This window comes from Citrobacter sp. 50677481 (assembly GCF_001463265.1).
GTDB lineage: Bacteria > Pseudomonadota > Gammaproteobacteria > Enterobacterales > Enterobacteriaceae > Citrobacter_A > Citrobacter_A sedlakii.
On the sequence record NZ_LNHZ01000011.1, the window covers coordinates 66,760 to 86,277 of the forward strand.

The 19,518-nt window shown below is 56.7% G+C and carries 18 protein-coding genes; 6 read left to right on the plus strand and 12 right to left on the minus strand.

Translation table 11 applies throughout. The features are described 5' to 3' along the window. Together APU02_RS03710 and bglX are read right to left on the minus strand one after the other, a co-directional pair. Positions 1–918, minus strand: a complete 918-nt coding sequence (locus APU02_RS03710) for an ABC transporter substrate-binding protein (RefSeq protein ID WP_042284451.1) — start codon at positions 916–918, stop codon at positions 1–3. Positions 919–1,061: 143 nt separating this feature from the next. Beyond that, positions 1,062–3,359: a beta-glucosidase BglX gene (gene bglX, locus APU02_RS03715; RefSeq protein WP_060569308.1), complete on the minus strand. Its 2,298-nt coding sequence runs from the start codon at positions 3,357–3,359 to the stop codon at positions 1,062–1,064. Between the two features lie 216 nt (positions 3,360–3,575). On the opposite strand from bglX, the gene dld reads away from it, so the two are divergent. Both dld and APU02_RS03725 read left to right on the plus strand, forming a co-directional pair. Further along, positions 3,576–5,306 carry a D-lactate dehydrogenase gene (gene dld, locus APU02_RS03720; RefSeq protein WP_060569309.1) on the plus strand — a complete coding sequence of 577 codons (1,731 nt, stop codon included), beginning with the start codon at positions 3,576–3,578 and terminating at the stop codon, positions 5,304–5,306. A gap of 101 nt (positions 5,307–5,407) precedes the next feature. Beyond that, a complete protein-coding gene (locus tag APU02_RS03725; protein WP_042284457.1) occupies positions 5,408–5,962 on the plus strand; it encodes a GNAT family N-acetyltransferase in 555 nt (184 codons plus the stop codon). A gap of 47 nt (positions 5,963–6,009) precedes the next feature. Here APU02_RS03725 and pbpG read toward each other — a convergent pair whose 3' ends face one another. Beyond that, entirely contained in the window at positions 6,010–6,936 is a 927-nt protein-coding gene (pbpG, locus tag APU02_RS03730) for a D-alanyl-D-alanine endopeptidase (protein ID WP_060569310.1), read from the minus strand. A 169-nt stretch (positions 6,937–7,105) separates the two neighbouring features. Further along, positions 7,106–7,693, minus strand: a complete 588-nt coding sequence (locus APU02_RS03735) for a Yip1 family protein (protein WP_042284461.1) — start codon at positions 7,691–7,693, stop codon at positions 7,106–7,108. Positions 7,694–7,864: 171 nt separating this feature from the next. Between APU02_RS03735 and APU02_RS03740 the strand changes: the two genes are divergently transcribed. After that, positions 7,865–8,434 (plus strand): DedA family protein, encoded by a 570-nt coding sequence (locus tag APU02_RS03740; RefSeq protein ID WP_060569311.1) that lies wholly within the window; start codon positions 7,865–7,867, stop codon positions 8,432–8,434. Positions 8,435–8,442: 8 nt separating this feature from the next. Here APU02_RS03740 and APU02_RS03745 read toward each other — a convergent pair whose 3' ends face one another. From APU02_RS03745 to APU02_RS03780, 8 genes are all read right to left on the minus strand, one after another. Further along, the gene (locus APU02_RS03745) at positions 8,443–9,204 is read right to left on the minus strand and encodes an SDR family oxidoreductase (RefSeq protein ID WP_042284467.1); all 762 of its coding nucleotides are present in this window, start codon (positions 9,202–9,204) and stop codon (positions 8,443–8,445) included. Between the two features lie 88 nt (positions 9,205–9,292). After that, positions 9,293–10,732: a multidrug resistance outer membrane protein MdtQ gene (gene mdtQ / locus APU02_RS03750; RefSeq protein ID WP_042284468.1), complete on the minus strand. Its 1,440-nt coding sequence runs from the start codon at positions 10,730–10,732 to the stop codon at positions 9,293–9,295. 370 nt (positions 10,733–11,102) lie between these two features. Further along, complete coding sequence (gene dusC / locus APU02_RS03755) at positions 11,103–12,041, minus strand: tRNA dihydrouridine(16) synthase DusC (protein ID WP_042284470.1); 939 nt, start codon at positions 12,039–12,041, stop codon at positions 11,103–11,105. 110 nt (positions 12,042–12,151) lie between these two features. Beyond that, positions 12,152–13,345, minus strand: a complete 1,194-nt coding sequence (locus APU02_RS03760; protein ID WP_042284472.1) for a 3-hydroxybenzoate 6-monooxygenase — start codon at positions 13,343–13,345, stop codon at positions 12,152–12,154. A 14-nt stretch (positions 13,346–13,359) separates the two neighbouring features. Next, the gene (maiA, locus tag APU02_RS03765; RefSeq protein ID WP_042284474.1) at positions 13,360–14,004 is read right to left on the minus strand and encodes a maleylacetoacetate isomerase; all 645 of its coding nucleotides are present in this window, start codon (positions 14,002–14,004) and stop codon (positions 13,360–13,362) included. An 8-nt stretch (positions 14,005–14,012) separates the two neighbouring features. Next, positions 14,013–14,714: a fumarylacetoacetate hydrolase family protein gene (locus tag APU02_RS03770; RefSeq protein ID WP_042284475.1), complete on the minus strand. Its 702-nt coding sequence runs from the start codon at positions 14,712–14,714 to the stop codon at positions 14,013–14,015. A gap of 14 nt (positions 14,715–14,728) precedes the next feature. Beyond that, on the minus strand, positions 14,729–15,766 hold the full coding sequence (gtdA, locus tag APU02_RS03775) for a gentisate 1,2-dioxygenase (protein ID WP_060569312.1): 1,038 nt from the start codon (positions 15,764–15,766) through the stop codon (positions 14,729–14,731). 11 nt (positions 15,767–15,777) lie between these two features. Next, on the minus strand, positions 15,778–17,139 hold the full coding sequence (locus APU02_RS03780; RefSeq protein ID WP_060569313.1) for an aromatic acid/H+ symport family MFS transporter: 1,362 nt from the start codon (positions 17,137–17,139) through the stop codon (positions 15,778–15,780). A 126-nt stretch (positions 17,140–17,265) separates the two neighbouring features. On the opposite strand from APU02_RS03780, the gene APU02_RS03785 reads away from it, so the two are divergent. The 3 genes from APU02_RS03785 (at position 17,266) to APU02_RS03795 (ending at position 19,396) form a co-directional block, all read left to right on the plus strand. Continuing rightward, the gene (locus APU02_RS03785) at positions 17,266–18,174 is read left to right on the plus strand and encodes a LysR substrate-binding domain-containing protein (protein ID WP_042284482.1); all 909 of its coding nucleotides are present in this window, start codon (positions 17,266–17,268) and stop codon (positions 18,172–18,174) included. Between the two features lie 131 nt (positions 18,175–18,305). Next, entirely contained in the window at positions 18,306–18,704 is a 399-nt protein-coding gene (locus APU02_RS03790) for a CidA/LrgA family protein (RefSeq protein ID WP_042284484.1), read from the plus strand. Beyond that, positions 18,701–19,396 (plus strand): CidB/LrgB family autolysis modulator, encoded by a 696-nt coding sequence (locus APU02_RS03795; RefSeq protein ID WP_042284486.1) that lies wholly within the window; start codon positions 18,701–18,703, stop codon positions 19,394–19,396. The genes APU02_RS03790 and APU02_RS03795 overlap by 4 nt, the downstream gene beginning before the upstream one ends. Positions 19,397–19,518: the final 122 nt, after the last annotated feature.

A 19,518-nucleotide genomic window follows, 5' to 3' on the forward strand; every position in this document is an offset into this window, starting at 1 on the left:
TTACTTCACCCATCCCTTTTGCTTCAGGTAATCTGCGGCGACTTTTTTCGCGTCCAGTCCTTCCACGGCAATACTGGCGTTTAACTGCTGCAGGGTTTTCGCGTCAAGGCTGGCGAATACCGGCTGCAGCCATTCGGCCATTTGAGGATAGTCTTTCAGCACTGCTTCACGCACTACCGGCGCAGGGGCATAGATCGGCTGTACGCCTTTCGGATCGCTCAGGGTTTGCAACCCCAACGCGGCCACCGGACCGTCCGTACCGTAAGCCATCGCCGCGTTTACGCCGGACGTTTGCTGTGCTGCCGCTTTGATCGTTACCGCGGTGTCGCCGCCCGCCAGCGAAAGCAGTTGATCCTGACTCAGTTTAAAATCGTAGGCTTTTTCAAAAGCGGGAAGCGCATCGGCGCGCTCAATAAACTCGGCCGAGGCGGCCAGCTTAAAGGTTCCGCCCGCTTTCAGGTAGCGTCCGAGATCGGCCAGCGAAGTGAGTTTATTTTTCTCAGCGACATCGCTACGCACTGCGATGGTCCAGGTATTATTGGCGGGCGCTGGCGTTAACCACACCAGCTTATGCTGTTCGGCATCGAGCTTTTTGACTTTTTCATAGCCCGCGTTGGCGTTTTTCCACGCCGGGTCGTTTTCATCTTTAAAGAAGAAAGCCCCGTTGCCGGTGTATTCCGGATAAATATCCAGTTCGCCGGAGGTGATTGCCCCACGCACAACCGGAGTCGTGCCCAGTTGGACTTTATTGACCGTTTTAACGCCGTGGCTTTCCAGCACCTGCAAAATGATATTGCCGAGCAGAGCCCCTTCGGTGTCGATTTTCGACCCCACCGTCACCGGCGACGCCGCCTGCAGGGGTAAACTCACCGCCGCTAACAGCGCCAGCGAGCCCGCACAGATCTTTGAGAGTGTCATTATGCTTTCCTCATCCTTTTGCCGCCCTTTTCAGCGACTTGAGCAAAAAGCATAGTCGAAAAGTGTCTCTTTAACCGGAGAATTCAGTTTTTTCGCGCCAGCGCAAAAAAGAGAGACGGGATTATGCCCGCCTCTCGTCTCTGTTACAGCAGCTCAAATTCCCCTTGCTTGACCCGCGCTGAGTCTACGCCGATAAAGACGTTAAACTTGCCCGGTTCGGCATCATACTGCATTTGTTGATTCCAGAACTTCAACGCCTCGACGTCGATCGGGAAATTGACGGTCTGAGTTTCCCCCGGTTTCAGGGTCACCTTCTTAAAGCCCTTCAGCGCTTTCACGGGACGACTCACAGACGCCGTCACGTCCTGCAAGTACATCTGAATCACCGTCGCGCCTTCCCGTTTACCGGTGTTCGTCACCTGCACGCTCGCGGTTACGCTGCCGTCACGCGTCATGCTCGGGGCGGAAAGTTTGACGTCAGACACGGTAAACGTGGTGTAGCTCAGACCGTAGCCAAACGGATACAGCGGGCCGTTAGCCTCGTCAAAGTAGCGTGACGTGTATTTATTGGGTTTATCGGCGTTATACGGACGACCGGTATTAAGGTGGCTGTAGTAGACCGGGATCTGCCCGACGGAACGCGGGAAAGACATCGGCAGTTTACCGGACGGGTTGTAGTCGCCAAACAGCACATCGGCAATGGCGTTACCGCCTTCGGTACCGGCAAACCAGGTCTCCAGGATCGCGTCGGCCTGTTGATTTTCTTTCACCAGCGCCAGCGGACGGCCGTTCATCAGCACCAGCACCAGCGGCTTGCCGGTCGCTTTCAGCGCCGCGATCAGATCGCGCTGGCTCTGCGGAATAGTGATATCGGTCCGGCTGGAGGCTTCGTGCGCCATGCCCTGCGCTTCACCGACGACGGCAACCACCACGTCGGACTGTTTCGCCGCGTTCACCGCTTCGTCGATCATCGCTTTCGGCGTGCGTGGATCCACCTTCACCGCTTCTTCGTACTGGTTGAGGAACGTGACGATGTCTTTATCGTCAGTGACATTCGCGCCTTTGGCGTAAACAATTTTTGCTTTATCACCCACGGCGTTCTGAATGCCGGTCAGTACGGTCACTGACTGATCCGCCACGCCCGCCGCGGACCAACTGCCCATCACGTCACGTTTGCTGTCTGCCAGGGGACCTACCACCGCAATAGTGCCGGATTTTTTTAACGGTAGGGTTTCCAGACGGTTTTTCAGCAGAACCAGACTTTCGCGCGCTACTTCTCGCGCCTCTTTACGATGCAGGCGGCTTTCGGCGTTGGTGTCCGCCGGGTCAGACTCTTTCGGCCCCAGATGGCTGTACGGATCGTTGAACAGCCCCATATCATATTTGACGTTCAGCACATGACGGGCGGCGTCGTCCAGTTCTTCCATCGTCACCTTGCCGGATTTGATCAGCCCCGGCAGGTATTTGCTGTAATACTCGTCGCTCATGCTCATGTTAATGCCGGACTTGAGCGCCACGCGCACCGCATCCTCGGGATCGGCGGCGGTGCCGTGTTTTATCAGCTCTTTGATCGCGCCGTGGTCGGAAACGGTAATCCCCTTAAAGCCCCATTTGTCGCGCAGAATATCTTTGAGCAGCCAGGCATCAGACGTGGCGGGGGTTCCGTTCAGCGAGTTCAGCGCCACCATGACGGCGCCGCTGCCCGCGTCCAGCCCCGCTTTGTACGGCGGCATATAGTCGTTAAACAGACGCTGTGGACTCATGTCGACGGTGTTGTACTCTTTGCCGCCTTCCACCGCGCCGTAGGCGGCGAAGTGCTTCACGCTGGTCATCACCGAATAGCGGTCCGCCGGGCTTTTACCCTGCATCGCTTCCACCATCGTCTTGCCCATGATCGATGTGAGATAGGTGTCCTCGCCAAAGCCTTCGGAAGCGCGTCCCCAGCGCGGGTCGCGGGAAACGTCGACCATCGGCGCCCAGGTCATATTCAGGCCGTCATCTGCCGCTTCATATGCCGACACGCGCCCGACGGTTTTCACCGCCTCAAGGTTAAAAGAGGAAGCCAGGCCCAGGCTGATGGGGAAAACGGTACGCTGACCGTGCAACACGTCATACGCGAAAAAGAGAGGGATCTTCAGGCGGCTCAGTTCCATCACCTGATCCTGCATTTTGCGGATATCCTGGCGGGTGACGGTATTGAAGATCGCCCCAACCTGTCCGTCCTTGATCATTTCACGGATCGCTTCTTTCGGGTTATCCGGGCCGACGCTAATCAAGCGAAGCTGACCAATCTTCTCATCAACGGTCATTTTGGTCAGGAGTTCAGTCACAAACGCATCCCGCGCTTCCGGCGTCAGCGGGTGGTTACCAAACATATCTTCCGCCAGCGCTGGCTGCAACGCCAGACTCACCGCGACACCTACAGAACATAGCCATTTCATGTTGTTTCTCTCTTTCTCATTAGCCCGACGTGGCTGCGAAAATATAACAAAAACCGCACGTTGCCATAAGCCTAATTGGCAGCCACGCAGAAAGCGAAGGTTATTCTCTTAATTTTCACCGCCGCTGATTCACAGACAGGGTAAATGAGTAAGCGCAGGGGCAGACAAAGCGCTATGCTTGAACGTGATATTTTGTCCCACCACAAGGAGTGGAAAATGTCTTCCCTGACAACAACTGATAATAAAGCCTTTCTGAATGAACTCGCCCGTCTCGTGGGTCATTCACACCTGCTGACTGAACCTGAGAAAACCGCCCGCTATCGCAAGGGCTTCCGTTCCGGCCAGGGCGATGCGCTGGCGGTGGTCTTTCCCGGCTCGCTGCTTGAACTCTGGCGCGTCCTTAACGCCTGCGTGAATGCCGACAAAATTATTCTGATGCAGGCCGCCAACACGGGCCTGACCGAAGGTTCAACGCCGAACGGCAACGACTACGATCGCGATATTGTGATTATCAGCACTCTGCGCCTCGACAAGCTGCATCTCCTTGGCAAAGGCGAGCAGGTGCTGGCCTGGCCGGGCACCACACTGTATTCACTGGAAAAAGCGCTGAAACCGTTGGGGCGCGAACCGCATTCGGTCATTGGTTCGTCGTGCATTGGCGCCTCGGTGATTGGCGGCATCTGTAATAACTCCGGCGGCTCGCTGGTTCAGCGCGGCCCTGCCTATACCGAAATGTCGCTGTTTGCGCGTATTGATGAAAACGGCAAGCTCCAGTTGGTCAACCATCTCGGCATCGACCTTGGTCAAACGCCGGAGCAGATCCTCAGTCAACTGGACGATGAGCGCATCAAAGAAGAAAACGTGCGTCACGACGGGCGTCACGCCCACGATCACGACTACGTAACCCGCGTGCGCGATATCGAGGCTGACACGCCGGCGCGTTATAACGCCGACCCGGACCGCCTGTTTGAAGCCTCCGGCTGCGCCGGAAAGCTTGCGGTGTTTGCGGTACGCCTCGACACTTTTGAAGCGGAAAAAAACCAGCAGGTGTTTTACATCGGCACCAATCAGCCTGACGTGCTGACCGAAATCCGCCGCCATATTCTGGCAAACTTTGAGAATCTGCCAGTCGCGGGCGAGTACATGCATCGTGATATTTACGATATCGCGGAGCAGTACGGTAAAGATACGTTCCTGATGATCGACAAGCTCGGTACCGACAAAATGCCGTTCTTCTTTACCCTGAAGGGCCGTACCGATGCAATGCTGGAGAAAGTGAAATTTTTCCGTCCGCACTTCACTGACCGCGCAATGCAGAAGTTCGGTCATCTGTTCCCCAGTCATTTGCCGCCGCGAATGAAAAGCTGGCGCGATAAATACGAGCATCATCTGCTGTTAAAAATGGCCGGGGACGGCGTGGCGGAAGCGCAAAACTGGCTGAGCGAATTCTTTAAAACCGCGGAAGGCGACTTCTTCGCCTGTACGCCGGAGGAAGGCAGCAAAGCATTCCTGCACCGTTTCGCGGCGGCGGGCGCGGCAATCCGCTATCAGGCAGTGCATGCCGACGACGTGGAAGATATTCTGGCGCTGGACATCGCCTTGCGTCGTAATGACACTGAGTGGTATGAACATTTGCCGCCGGAACTTGACAGCCAGTTAGTGCATAAGCTCTATTACGGACACTTTATGTGCTACGTCTTCCATCAGGATTACATCGTTAAAAAAGGCGTTGACGTACATGCGTTGAAAGCGCAGATGCTTGAACTGCTTCACCAGCGCGGCGCGCAGTATCCCGCCGAGCACAACGTCGGGCATCTGTACAAAGCGCCGGAGGCGTTGACCCGTTTTTATCGCGAAAATGACCCGACCAACAGTATGAATCCCGGAATTGGCAAAACCAGCAAGCAGAAATTCTGGAAAGACCCCTCTACCGGGCAAACCGTGTAAGCAGGCCCGCCGTGCAGGCTGGATCTGCTCGAAATATCGTGCAAAAGTAACGACATGTGCCGGAGCTATGACTCCGGCTTTTTATCCTGAAGGTGATAACCATGTCTGCTGCCGATACGCTTTCTGATGATGATATTGTGGTGCGCGACGCTTCGCCCGGCGACGTGGAGGCCATTTCCGCGCTGTACGCCTGGCATGTGCTGAATGGTCGCGCCTCTTTCGAAGAGATCCCCCCGACGGTAGAAGAGATGCGCCAGCGAATGCTCAAGGTCGCGCAGTATGGCCTGCCCTGGCTGGTGGCTTTGTATCGCGGCGTGGTGGTGGGCTATTGCTATGCCACTCAGTACCGCCCTCGCCCCGCCTACCGTTATACCCTGGAAGAGTCGATATACGTTGACGCCAGCATGACCGGGCGCGGTATCGGTAGTCTGTTAATGTCCACGCTCATCAGTCGCTGTGAAGCAGGCCCGTGGCGACAAATGGTGGCGGTGATAGGCGACGGGCACAATAACCCTGGCTCATTACGGTTACATAAAAAACATGGTTTTGAAATTGCCGGACAGCTTCGCAGCGTCGGCTACAAGAAAGGCGACTGGCGGGACACATTGATTATGCAGCGCCCGCTTAACGAGGGTGACTGGACGCTGCCGGAATAACGTTGATGTCGCCGGATGGCGGAGAACCGCCTTATCCGGCTTTCAGCTCAATCGTTTTGCGCGGTCTGCTGCGCCATCTGCGCGGCTTTTTGCTTTTTATAGCTTAATGCCGCCGCCGGAACCGGCATCACTTTGCCGGTCTCAATCCAGGTACGTAAACGGCTGGCGTCGGCAAAATGGGTATATTTGCCAAAGGCGTCCATCACGACCAGCACCACCGGTTTGTGATTAATTACCGTGCGCATCACCAGGCAGTGCCCCGCCGCGTTCGTGAAGCCCGTTTTCGTCAACTGAATGTCCCAGTTGTCGCGGTACACCAGATGGTTGGTATTGCGAAACGGCAGGGTATACGCCGGGTTCGAGAAGGTCGCCATATCCTCACGCGTCGTACTCAGTTGTCCAATCAGCGGATACTGCTTGCTGGCAATCAGCATTTTGGTGAGATCGCGCGCGGTAGATACGTTGTGAATGGATAACCCGGTCGGCTCGACAAAACGCGTATGGGTCATGCCGAGCGCTTTCGCCTTCGCATTCATCGCCTTAATAAAGGCGTTATAGCCTCCCGGATAATGGTGCGCCAGGCTTGCCGCCGCGCGGTTTTCCGAGGACATCAGCGCCAGCAACAGCATGTTTTTACGACTGATCTCACTGTTCAGCCGCACGCGGGAATAGACGCCCTTCATTTCTGGCGTCTGGCTGATATCGATCTTCAGCTTCTCGTCCAGCGGCAGTCGCGCGTCCAGCACGACCATCGCGGTCATTAATTTTGTTATCGAGGCGATCGGGCGCACCCGATCCGGATGGTTCGAATAGATCACCTTATTGGTGTTCAGATCGACGATCATCGCGCTACCGGAGGCGATTTCCGGTTGGGAGGCCGCGGTCGTCGCCGCCGCTTTGGCCATCGCCTGCGGTGCAAAAGGCACCGCCAGCATTAACGCCAGGCTAAGAACAGAAACTCGGAATGTCAGCATGATGAGATTTCAGAAAATGATTCACACGTGTGATAACACGCACCGCTTGAGTGAGAATTTACTTAAGCTAGCGAAAGAATCATAGCGAGCTAATAACATTGCCGCCATAAGAGAATCGTCAGGAAAGGCTGCATTGCTGGCTTTTACACCAACAATGCAGAGAATGACCTCAGAAGACCCGGTAACCGTATCCCCACAGAATAACGGTCAGCGCGAGCAGCACTTCCAGCACCAGCACGCCAATCGCCAGCGTCGAACTGGAGAAGCTCAGCCCCTCCTCCTTATTAATGTTCAGGAAGGTCGGTATACCGAGATACAGTAAGTAACCGGTATAAAACAGCGCCACCGTTCCCACCAGCGCACACAGCCAGACCAGCGGATACAACGCCACCACCCCACTCAGAAACAGCGGGGTCGCTACATAACCGGCAAACACCATACAATGCGCCAGCGACGGGCGCTGCGGAAAGCTACGCGCCATCCACCAGATCACCCGTCCCATCACCGCCACGCCAGCGAGCATGACGGCGTAGAACAGCACAGCCAGCGCAAGCCCCGTTACCGGCGACAGCTTCAGCACGTTGCCGTCGCCAAAATTCCAGCCGATTTGCGTGGTGCCAATAAACGCGCAGATAACCGGAATCGCCGCCATCAGCAGTACATGATGGGTGTAGTGATGCGATACCGTTTCATTCTCGCTTTTGATCACCTGCATTTCACGATCGGGATGGGAAAACAACCCCCAGACATGGTTCATACCGCCCCCTTGTGTCAGTTCCGGCCCCTAACACCTCAAGTATAATTCGCTTTTCGATTATTTTATGTACAGATCAGGAAATGTCAGGGCAGACGATCCCCTCCTCCTTTTTCATTCAGCAACATAAATTCACAAGGTGTATGCTTAACCGTGCGGAGGTTATTCAGACATATGGATATAAACAGTCTTATTGCACAATACGGTTATGCCGCGCTGGTCATCGGTAGTCTGGCGGAAGGCGAAACTGTGACCCTGCTGGGCGGCGTCGCCGCTCATCAGGGATTACTGAAGTTTCCTTTGGTGGTATTGGCCGTCGCCGTAGGCGGCATGATTGGCGATCAGGTATTGTATTTGCTCGGGCGCCGCTACGGTGACTCGCTCCTGCGCCGTTTTTCCCGTCATCGTGACAAAATCCGCCAGGCGCAAAAGATGATCCAGCGTCGTCCATATCTGTTCGTCATCGGCACGCGCTTTATGTACGGTTTTCGCGTCATTGGCCCGCTGCTGATTGGCGCAAGCCATCTGCCGCCAAAAATTTTTCTGCCGCTGAATATTCTCGGGGCGCTGATCTGGGCGCTGATCTTCACCACACTCGGCTACGCGGGTGGTGAAGTCATTGCCCCCTGGCTGCACAGCCTTGATCACCATCTAAAACATCTGGTCTGGCTGTTTCTTGCCATTGCGCTGGTGGTCGGCGTTCGCGGGTGGCTAAAACGCCGCAGCCGCCGCAAAGCCGACTAATACGAACGCTACTGCGGTGTAAACTGTGGATTGGCGAGCATAAATCCGCCGTCGACGATCAGCGACTGGCCGGTGGTGTAGCTTGCCCCGTCCGAACACAGCCACGCCACCAGGCTGGCAATTTCGCGCGTCGCCCCCATTCTCCCCAGTGGGATCGACGGTTCAGCGCCAGGCTTCACGTCGCTGTCGTCCATATCATTCATCGGGGTGGCGATGGCTCCCGGCGCCACGGCGTTGACCAGAATATTGTGTTTGACCAGCTCAAGCGCCATGGATTTGGTCAGCCCGCCAAGGGCGTGTTTCGCGGCGGTATAAGCGCTGGCCTCGGGCAGCGGCGTATGCTCATGTACCGAGGTGATATTGATAATACGGCCGCCCTCCCCCTGTTTTACCATCTGGCGAGCAGCCAGTTGGGAACAGAGAAATGCGCCGTCGACGTCCACCGTGAAAATCTGTCGCCAGTCGTCGAAGGGCATCTCAAGAAACGCGGCTTTGCGCATTGTGCCCGCATTATTCACCAGCACGTCAATCCGGCCCAGCCGGGTAATCAGTTGCTCAAGCGCCTGTACCCCCGCAGGTAGCTGGCTGAGATCTAACTGGACGGTCTCAGCGCGAACGCCGTGCTTCATCACCTCTTGCGCTGTCGCGCGCGCGCCCTGTTCATCGGAATGCCAGGTGATGCCAATATCAAATCCCTGCTGCGCCAGATGCAGGGCGCAGGCTTTGCCGATACCTGAATCAGACGCGGTGACAATGGCCACTTTTCTCATAATATCTCCGGTTGAATCAAACTGAACCTTAAGAATCTGTCTCATCAGGCTCTAAGTATAGAAGCTCAGTCTGAGAGAGCCGGAAAGATCAGGAGTGCGGGTAGCCGCCGCCGAGCGCGCTGGTGAGCTGTACCGAGGCGTCCAGCCACTGGCCTTGTAAAATCAGGCCGTTACCCTGTTCGCGCAGCGCCGGGATTTTCGCCTCGCTAACGCGGGAACCGGCAATAATCCCCGCCCTGAAGCGCGCTTCAGCCAACGTTACCACCCGCCGGGCATCGTGCTCAATCTGCTGCTGATGGGCATTTTTTTGCGCCAGCGTTGCCACCTGACTGGCGGCGCGTGCGACGTCATTTACCGCCTCCACCACCGCTTTGTTGTAATTCGCGATCGACAAATCGCTTTGCGCCTGGGCGATATCCAGATTCGCGTTCAGTCTGCCGCTGTCGAAAATCGGTAGCGTCAGCCCGGCGGTAACGCCCATCTGCTGCGCGGAACTGCGGAACAGATCGCTTAAATGCAGCGCATCCTGTTGCAGAAAAGCCATCAGGTTGATATCAGGATAAAACGCCGCTTTCGCCGCCTCCACGCTGCTGAGCGACGATTCGATATACCAGTGCGCCGCCTGCAAATCTGCCCTGCGCGCCAGCAATTCATAGCCCAGGCGATCCGGCAGCCGGCTTTCCACGTTCGGCAGCGCCACCGGGTGAAGCGCCAGCGAGGTCGACTGGGCATTAATGAGCGCGCTGAGCCGCGCCTCTATGACCTTCATCTTTCCGGCAGCATCATTCAGTTGCTGTTGTGTTTTGCTGTCATCGATATCGGTTTCAACACCCTCGACCGAAGACGTTATCCCGTTCTGGTACAGCTGGCGATCGCTGTTAATAATATTGCGCTGTTCGTCTTCGATTTGCTGGAGCAGCGTGCTTAACGCCGCCTGCGTTTGCCATTCCCAGTACAACCGCGTGACGCTGCTTGCCAGCAACTGGCGGGTCTGCTCACGTTCCGCTTCCCGCGCTTTCACCGCGCCGATTCGCGCCGTCACTTCCGCACGATTTTTCCCCCATAAATCCAGATCCCAACCGGCGGTTAAGCCAAACGTACCGTTGGTATACCACGGTCCCGTGGTGCCTGCCGCGGGATCGGTCAGTGCGAACGGTCCCATTAACCCTTCCGCTGACATTTTCTGCCGCTCGAGATCCGCTGAAAAATCCAGTTGCGGACCGTCCTGGGTTTCAACCGCTTTTGCCTGCGCTTCCGCCAGTTGAATGCGTTGTTCAGCCACCTGCATATCCGGCGAATGCAGCAGGGCGTGCTCAATCAGACCGTTGAGCTGGGGATCGTGATATACCTGCCACCATTGGCTTTCCGGCCACCCTTTTTTGAGTGACGCAGGCAGTGAGGCGTCAACGTGAGTCGCGGGGGTTTGCTGCGCCAGCGTCTGATGACTGTCATGCATGGGGGCGCATCCCGCCAGCAAAAGTGCAAAGGGGAAGCACGCTTTCACAGCGTGAAAAGAGTTACGATTCATGAAGAAGTTCTGCTTAGAAAGGGTGCGCGGAGCTTACCCGTTGTTGAATGCGGTTTTTTAGTTACGCGTGGCATAACATCTTTGGCAAATAACCGTCATATCCGGCAATGTATTTTTCAAATAAATATCATTAATGTGATTTATTTATCTGATCTATGTGTTTGTTATTTACGGACCATATCCCGGCGGCAGGTTGCAGAAGATTTCCTATACTTAATCTGAACTTACCAATAAGGGAACGGCAATGAAGATTTTACTGTGGGTGATTTTGATTATTTTTCTGATTGGGCTGTTGGTGGTCACCGGCGTGTTTAAGATGATTTTTTAACGGCTGCGCCGGGTAGCGACGCTTCGCTTACCCGGCCAGTTATCAGAGGGTTATCGCCTGGATCGCCCGTGCAATGTCCGGTGAATGATTTAACGCGCGGATGTGCTGAAAGAGAACGGTGGCTTCATCATATTCTTTACGCAAATACCCCAGCCACTGCTTGATGCGCGCCACGTGATAAAGCCCGGTATCTCCCTGCTTTTCCAGACGGGTATATTTTTGCAGTAGCGCCACCACCTCCGGCCACGGCATCCGCGGCTGGTTGTATTTCACTACCCGGCTGAGGTTGGGAATATTCAGCGCGCCACGGCCAATCATTATCGCGTCACAGCCGCTTGCCGCCATGCAGGCCTGCGCGCTTTGCCAGTCCCAGATTTCCCCGTTGGCGATCACCGGAATGGTCAGACGCTGGCGAATCTCGCCGATGGCCTGCCAGTTGATGTGTTCGGCTTTGTAGCCCTGCTCTTTCGTGCGGCCATGCACCACCAGCTCACTGGCCCCGGCCTGCTGCACGGCGTCGGCGATCTCAAATTTTTTATCGCCGCTGTCCCAGCCGAGACGGACTTTTACCGTCACCGGCAGGTGGGCAGGTACCGCCTCACGCATCGCTTTGGCGCCCTGATAAATCAGCTCCGGATCTTTCAGAAGCGTCGCGCCGCCACCGCTGCCGTTAACCATTTTCGACGGGCAGCCGCAGTTGAGATCGACGCCGTAGGATCCCAGCTCAACGGCGCGGGCGGCGTTCTCCGCCAGCCACTGTGGATATTGACCCAGCAGTTGCACGCGCACCAGCGTCCCGGAAGGCGTTCGGCTACCGTTCATCAGTTCCGGACACAGGCGATGAAACACTTTTACCGGCAGAAGTTGATCCACCACGCGCACAAATTCGGTGATGCATAAATCGTAGTCATTCACTTCCGTCAGAAGCTCGCGTACCAGGGAGTCGAGTACGCCTTCCATCGGCGCCAGTAAAACACGCATAAGGTTATCCGCAAAAAAAGAGGCGCTATCATAGCGCCTCTCTGCGAGGATCAAAACCTTTTGCCGGATGGCGGTAAAACGGCTGCCCAGGCCGGTGATGAAGCACAGCGCTAGCGCGGCAGCAGACAGTTATCCTCTTTCCAGCCGTATAACCACTCCATGCCGCGATAAAATTCCGCCTGCGATTTGCCTTTCCACAGCAGATTACGCACCTGACGTTCGACGCCCGCAGCGTGGTAGACGCGCCCCATTTCGCGGGTCGACCAGACAATTCGCGCCGTGCGCGGAATGCGCACCGACTCATACAGCGCAAAGGCGCTTGCCGCATCGCCCTCGCATTTTTCCAGCGCTTTGCCGAGGGTCACCGCATCTTCCAGCGCCATGCATGCGCCCTGGGCCATATACTGCGCGACCGGGTGCGCGGCGTCACCGACCAGCGTAATGCGCTCCGTTCCCCATTTTTCCACCGGTTCGCGATCGGCGGTGGACCAGCGACGCCAGGAGGTGGGTTTGTCGAGCATCTGACGTGGACGAGGATGGATACCGGCAAAATACGAGAGCACCTCTTCTTTACTGCCGTCCTTCACACCCCACTCCTCCTGCTGACGGCTATGGAACGTCACCACCAGGTTGTACTGCTTGCCGCCGCGTAGCGGATAGTGAACAAGGTGACAGTGCGGCCCCGCCCACAGTACCGGCGCGTTAATGCGCAAATCTTCCGGCATATCGTCACAATCAATCACCGCCCGGTAGACCACATGTCCGGTCACCCGCGGGGAATCCCCCAGCAGACTCTGGCGCACAACCGACTTCACGCCGTCACAGCCCACCAGAATATCGGCTGTCCAGCTGTTTCCCTGCTCATCAAATACCGTGACGTCGTCCGGCGTCTGGCGAATATCCACCACATTGGTGGACGTCCGGTATTCAACATCAGGATGGGTCAGCACCGCTTCCCAGACCGAGGCATGAATGTCGACGCGGTGAATCACGGCATACGGCCCGCCGAAATGGTCGCGAAACGCCTGGCCGGTTTCAATGCGGACAACTTCCTCCGCGTTTACCGCATCCATCATGGTGATATGGTCGGTAAATACCGCCCGCTGGCGCGCTACGTCGCCAACACCGAGGCTGTCCAGCGCCGAAAAGGCATTTGGGCCAAGCTGGATGCCTGCGCCAATCTCGCCAATCTCGTGCGCCTTTTCCAGCAGCATCACCTTGATACCCTGGCGCGCCAGCGAAAGCGCGGTTGCTGCCCCGCCGATGCCGCCGCCAACGATAATTGCGCTCTTCACTTTAGCCATTGTCGTTCTCCTTCTCAGGCTGAGAGTTTATCTTGTTGATTTTCGGGCGCGGCGGCGATAAACGCCGGAAGCTGTGTGCAGGCTTCATACACCGCATTGCAGCGCGGAAAGGCGCTTAAGTCACACCCCATACGCAGCGCGTTCGCCCACTGCGGGATCAAGCAACAGTCGGCAAGCGTTGGACGGTTTCCGACGCAGTACGACTGAGACTGGCTTTGACGCAACAACTGTTCAACAGCGCTCAGCCCCTGCTGGATCCAGTGCGCGTACCAGCGTTTTTTATCCTCTTCGCTGATCTTCAGTTCGTCAGTGAGATAGCGCAGCACCCGCAAATTATTCACCGGATGAATATCACAGGCGATGGCGTAGACAATCTCCAGTACCTGGCTGCGCGCCGGATCGCTGGCCGGCAGCAGTGGCGACTGCGGGAAATGCCGGTCCAGCCAGTCGATAATCGCCAGCGACTGGCCAAGCGCGTCGCCGTCATCGGTCACCAGCGTTGGCACCAGCCCCACCGGATTCATCCGCCGGTAGGCCAGTTCATTTTGCTGACCGATGCGGATATTGACGCCCACCGTCTGGTAGTCGATACCTTTCAGCGCCAGTGCAATGCGCACGCGGTACGAGGCCGAACTATTGAAAAAACTGTACAGCTTCATGTCTCACCTCAGACAATCTTCACGGCGAGGGGGGTTAACCCGTCCACGTTACCGGTGATCACATCGCCCTTCACCACTGCCCCCACCCCTTCCGGCGTGCCGGTAAAAATGAGATCCCCCGGTTGCAGTTCGAAAAAGCCGGACAGATAGCTAATGGTTTCGTTCACCGACCAGATGAGGTGGCGGATGTCGCTGCGCTGATGATCTTCGCCGTTGACCTGGAGCCAGATAGGCGCGGCATTAACGTCCGGCGCCTGGCTGGCTTTATGCAGCGGCGCGATGGGCGCAGAGAGATCGAACGCTTTGCCAATCTCCCACGGGCGACCCATCTGGCGCATCTCCATCTGCCGATCGCGGCGGGTCATATCCAGTCCGGTGGCATAGCCCCAGACATATTCATGGGCGTTTTCTAACGGGATATCACTGCCTTTTTTGCCTATCGCCACCACCAGCTCAATTTCATAGTGGTAATTGTCGGTTTGCGCCGGATACGGCAGTTCTAGCGTTTCACCTGCCGGCACCGGCACTACGGCATCGGCGGGCTTGCAGAAGAAGAACGGCGGCTCGCGATCCGGGTCGAAGCCCATTTCCCGGGCATGGGCGGCATAGTTGCGCCCGACGCAATACACGCGGCGGACGGGGAAGCGTTCATCGCTGCCGACCACCGGTACGGTAACGGGCGCTTGCGGTTCAAATACATACTGAGTCATTGTTTTCTCCCTTATTAATAACGTGCTTCGCGGAATAACCCGAGGGCTTCCTGTACCGGCCGGTCTGAAAAACTGAATAACACGGTGTCATCGGAGGATGTAAACGACACGCCGTGCCAGGTCGGCACCACGAAAATGTCTTTGGCGGTAAAGGTGAAGGTTTCATTGCCGATGGTCACTTCGCCGCTGCCCTCCACCACGTGGTAAATGGTGCTGTCGGTGGTGCGCGCCATCCGCGAGACAAAGCCTTTCGGCAACAGCTGCAGGAAAGTGCCCATCGATGGCATCGGGTACCCGCCGGTGACCGGGTTGACGTAGCGCATTTTGTAGCCGTCCCACTCGTCGGCCTCGCCGAAACGGGTCAGATCGTGCAGCGCTTCGCGACTGCGATCGTAGCGATAGTTGAAGATCGGTGATGAATTCCCCTTTTGCTGACGCAGCGGCAGCATGTTAGCGGCATAGCGCGGCAGGTAATCGCCCTCTTTGCGCGTCACCGGCTGCTGATCTTCCGGGTAATCCTCGGCAAAGCCGCAGCCGAGAAGATTCACCAGCGGCAGGTCCAGCCCGTCAAGCCAGACAACCGGCTCATCGCCCGGGTTGCCATGGTCATGCCACTGCCATTGTGGCGTCAGAATAAAGTCACCGACGTGCATCTGCGTGCGCTCGCCATCCACGGCAGTGAACGCCCCTTTCCCTTCCACAATAAACCGCAGCGCCGACTGGTTATGGCGGTGGCTTGGGGCGACCTCTCCCGGCATGATCAGCTGAAGCCCGGCATACAGCGTCGAGGTGATAGAGGATTGTCCGCGCAGCATCGGGTTTTCCAGCACCAGCACGCGGCGCACCGCCTCTTTTGCGCCAATCAGGTTGCCGCTCTCCAGCAGCAGCGGACGAATTTCCTGGTAGTTCCAGTAAGCCGGCGCGCAGTTGGCGTTCGGGGTTTGCGGCACCAGGTGATGCAGCGACTCCCACAACGGGGTCAGGTTTTGCCCCGAAATATGCTGATAGAACAGCTGACGGCTGTTTTTGACATCCTGGTTATGTTCAGACATAGGGATTCTCCTTATTCATTTACCATACCGCCAGTGCGCGGCACGTTATCGGGGACAGAGGCTGACTGACGGACAACCACGATCAGCAGGGTCAACATCACCGCGCTGATCGCCGCCGGGACAGCGATAATGAAAAACAGCGTATCGAATGAGAAATTCATCGCCATCATCACGCCGCCGGAGAGCGATCCGACGATGGCGCCGCAGCGACCCACCGCGTTTGACCAACTGACGCCTGTCGCGCGGCTTTGCGTCGGGTAGAGTGTGGCGGTTAAGGCGTTCAGTCCCACCTGCGATCCGCTGATCCCTACCCCGGTACCAAAAATCGCCAGCGCCATCAGCCACAGGCCGTTTTCGCTCAGGCCAATCATGATGATGCACACCGCGCCCAGCGCATAGCTCACCGCCAGAACCCGGAACGGGTTGTGTTTATCCATCAGTACGCCCAGCGCCAGCGCCCCCAGCGTACCGCCAATCTGGAAAGCCGCCGTCACCCAGGAGGCCTGCTGGAGGTCAATGCCGCGGTGGTTGAGCAGCGTGGGCATCCAGCTTGAAAGCAGATAAATAATCAGCAGGCTCATGAAGAACACCACCCATAACATCAGGGTAATGGGCAACTGGCGACCCACGAAAAGCTGACGAATGCTGCCTTTGGCGATCGCCGCCGCTTCGTTAAGGTAAAAATGCGTGTCCTCGTAACGCTGACGGGTAATGGCGCTGACCGTGCGGGCAATGGTGGCCTGCGGCAGCTGGCGACGAACCTGCCAGCGCGGAGATTCCGGCAGCACGAACAGCAGCGCGGCGAACAGCATTAACGGCAGCACCCCGCCAAGGATCAGAATGCCGTGCCAGCCAATGACCGCCACCAGTTGGGCGCTGACGATCCCCCCCATCGCCGAACCGAGGGTAAAGCCGCAGAACATCAGGGTCACCAGCGCGCCGCGCCGCCGCGCAGGCAGATATTCAGAGGTCATGGTGATGGTGTTCGGCATCGCGCCGCCCAGCCCAAGCCCGGTCAAAAAGCGCAGGAATACCAGCGTTTGCAGATCCGGCGAAAACGCCGAGATCAGACTCAGAGCGCCGAACAGCGCCACGCAAAGCTCGATAACCCGTTTGCGGCCAAAGCGGTCGGAAAGTGGGCCGCAAAGCAGCGCGCCCGCCGTCAGCCCCAGCAGTCCCGCGCCAAACAGCGGCGCGAGGTCACCGGCGGTCAGTTGCCAGTGGCTGCGAATGTCGGGTGCAATAAAGCCAATCGCGGCAGTATCAAAGCCGTCCAGCATCACCACCAGAAAGCAGCAGATGATCACCCGCCACTGGGTTTTGCCGACGGGGGCGGCATCGATCAGAGCCTGTAGTTCACGTCGTTGAGTCATTGTGTATGCCTCGGTGCAGGTAAGGTAAGAGGTTCTTTTGTTTTTGGTATGTTACGAGTTTGTAGATTGGGCGATAAAATGTACAATGGCTTTTCATGCAGAGACATAACCTGGAGGTTATCGCGGATGGCTAACTGGGCGCAGAAATTGAAACTTCATCACCTGCAAACGCTGATGGCGCTGGGCGAGCAGGGCAATCTCACGCAGGTGGCGCGAATGATGAATATCAGCCAGCCCGCGCTGTCGAAATGGTTGTCACAGCTCGAAGATGAGATAGGGATCACGCTCTTCGAACGTCACAGTAAAGGCCTGCGCCCGTCCGAAGGCGGCAAATTGTTGTTGCAGCATGCTCAGCGCTTAATCAACGACATGGAGCGATCCCAGTATGAAATTGCCCGCTTTAAGGCCGGTGGTCTGGTCGGCAGCCTGAAAATCGGTTGCTCGCCGGTGGCGACTGACTGTGTGTCACAGGCGATCCTCGGTTTGCTCAGCGAAATGCCGACGCTGCACCTCAACATCGAAGAAAAAGTGATGACGCCGCTGCTGCACGATCTGCTGGCGGGGTCAGTGGATGTGGTGGTTGGCCGGGTTGGCGGGCGGGCGCTCCAGCTTCCGCTGAACTATCAGGTCCTGTATACCGAACCCGTCTGCTTTGTTGCGCGGCCGGATCACCCGCTGGCCAGCCATGCCAGCCTCTCCTGGAACGATCTTGCCAGTTGGCGCTGGATCGTCTGGCCCACGGGGACGCCCATCCGCATCAGCATTGATAACGCGCTGGTCGATAACGGCGTGATGCTGCCAGAGAACACCATTGAATCGGCATCCATGAACGTCAGCACTAACCTGCTGCAAAGCAGCGACATGATCTCTATTCTTTCTTTACGGCTGGCGCAGCGCTATGCCAGCCAGGGGCAACTGGTGATCCTGAACCTGCCGAAGATAGAGCAGAAAGGCAGCGTCGGCGTATTCTGGCGCAACAACGAAACGCCTTCGGCGGCGCTCAGCCGCTTTCTGCACTTTCTGACGCAGGTCTAGCCCGACGAAAGGAGAACATGGCACGATGTTCCCGTTGTCTATCCTCAGTATGCTAAGAATTCATGATGTGATCGGTAGCACGTTTTAACGTTTAATTGTATGATGAATCCATCTCATTTAAGGCGTATCCCATGAGTAAGACACTGAATATCATCTGGCAATATTTACGCGCTTTCGTGCTGATCTATGCCTGCCTGTATGCGGGCATTTTTATTGCAACTCTGCTTCCTGTCGCCATTTCCGGCAGCATTATCGGCATGCTGATCCTGTTTGTCCTGCTGGCGCTACAAATCATCCCCGCTAAATGGGTCAATCCTGGCTGCTATGTCCTGATTCGCTATATGGCGCTGCTGTTTGTGCCAATTGGCGTAGGCGTGATGCAGTATTTTGACTTACTGCGCGCGCAGTTTGGCCCGGTGGTGGTCTCGTGCGCCATCAGTACGCTGGTGGTTTTTCTGGTGGTCAGCTGGAGTTCGCACCTGGTTCACGGTGAACGTAAAGTGGTTGGACAGAAAGGATCAAAAGAATGATGGCCTATATCTGGTGGTCGCTGCCGCTGACCTTAGCGGTCTTTTTTGCCGCGCGGAAGCTGGCGGCGCGCTTTAAGTTTCCGTTGCTGAACCCGCTACTGGTGGCGATGGTAGTCATCATTCCGTTTTTGCTGCTTACGGGGATTCCCTACGATCACTATTTCAAAGGCAGTGAAGTGTTAAACGATCTGCTGCAACCGGCGGTCGTGGCGCTGGCCTATCCGCTATATGAACAGTTGCACCAAATCCGCGCCCGCTGGAAATCCATCATCACCATCTGCTTTGTCGGCAGCGTTGTGGCGATGGTGACCGGCACCTCGGTTGCGCTGCTGATGGGGGCAACCCCGGAAATTGCCGCGTCGGTGTTGCCAAAATCCGTCACCACGCCAATCGCAATGGCGGTGGGCGGCAGCATTGGCGGCATCCCGGCAGTGAGCGCGGTTTGCGTGATATTTGTCGGTATTCTCGGCGCCGTCTTTGGCCACACCCTGTTAAATGCCATGCGTATTCGTACTAAAGCCGCGCGTGGCCTGGCGATGGGAACGGCTTCTCACGCCCTCGGCACCGCCCGCTGCGCGGAGCTGGATTATCAGGAAGGGGCGTTCAGTTCGCTGGCGCTGGTGATCTGCGGGATCATCACCTCCCTGATCGCGCCGTTTTTGTTTCCGCTCATTCTGGCGGTAGCCGGCTAAAATTTGCGATACGTCGCACATTTTTCATTTAAGTTTCATAAGTTGCACAAATAATGAGATTTATATCACATATAAAGCCCTGACAGGCCCGTACACTACGATCCCATTACATTATTTTGAGG

Bases quoted from the DNA above. Each gene is read 5' to 3' on its own strand.
- maiA (WP_042284474.1), bottom strand. From the start codon at position 14,004: ATGAAGCTGTACAGTTTTTTCAATAGTTCGGCCTCGTACCGCGTGCGC.
- APU02_RS03735 (WP_042284461.1), bottom strand. From the start codon at position 7,693: ATGAACCATGTCTGGGGGTTGTTTTCCCATCCCGATCGTGAAATGCAG.
- APU02_RS03725 (WP_042284457.1), top strand. From the start codon at position 5,408: ATGTCTGCTGCCGATACGCTTTCTGATGATGATATTGTGGTGCGCGAC.
- APU02_RS03780 (WP_060569313.1), bottom strand. From the start codon at position 17,139: ATGACTCAACGACGTGAACTACAGGCTCTGATCGATGCCGCCCCCGTC.
- bglX (WP_060569308.1), bottom strand. From the start codon at position 3,359: ATGAAATGGCTATGTTCTGTAGGTGTCGCGGTGAGTCTGGCGTTGCAG.
- pbpG (WP_060569310.1), bottom strand. From the start codon at position 6,936: ATGCTGACATTCCGAGTTTCTGTTCTTAGCCTGGCGTTAATGCTGGCG.
- APU02_RS03745 (WP_042284467.1), bottom strand. From the start codon at position 9,204: ATGAGAAAAGTGGCCATTGTCACCGCGTCTGATTCAGGTATCGGCAAA.
- dld (WP_060569309.1), top strand. From the start codon at position 3,576: ATGTCTTCCCTGACAACAACTGATAATAAAGCCTTTCTGAATGAACTC.
- APU02_RS03710 (WP_042284451.1), bottom strand. From the start codon at position 918: ATGACACTCTCAAAGATCTGTGCGGGCTCGCTGGCGCTGTTAGCGGCG.
- dusC (WP_042284470.1), bottom strand. From the start codon at position 12,041: ATGCGTGTTTTACTGGCGCCGATGGAAGGCGTACTCGACTCCCTGGTA.
- APU02_RS03795 (WP_042284486.1), top strand. From the start codon at position 18,701: ATGATGGCCTATATCTGGTGGTCGCTGCCGCTGACCTTAGCGGTCTTT.
- mdtQ (WP_042284468.1), bottom strand. From the start codon at position 10,732: ATGAATCGTAACTCTTTTCACGCTGTGAAAGCGTGCTTCCCCTTTGCA.
- APU02_RS03785 (WP_042284482.1), top strand. From the start codon at position 17,266: ATGGCTAACTGGGCGCAGAAATTGAAACTTCATCACCTGCAAACGCTG.
- APU02_RS03740 (WP_060569311.1), top strand. From the start codon at position 7,865: ATGGATATAAACAGTCTTATTGCACAATACGGTTATGCCGCGCTGGTC.
- APU02_RS03770 (WP_042284475.1), bottom strand. From the start codon at position 14,714: ATGACTCAGTATGTATTTGAACCGCAAGCGCCCGTTACCGTACCGGTG.
- APU02_RS03760 (WP_042284472.1), bottom strand. From the start codon at position 13,345: ATGGCTAAAGTGAAGAGCGCAATTATCGTTGGCGGCGGCATCGGCGGG.
- gtdA (WP_060569312.1), bottom strand. From the start codon at position 15,766: ATGTCTGAACATAACCAGGATGTCAAAAACAGCCGTCAGCTGTTCTAT.
- APU02_RS03790 (WP_042284484.1), top strand. From the start codon at position 18,306: ATGAGTAAGACACTGAATATCATCTGGCAATATTTACGCGCTTTCGTG.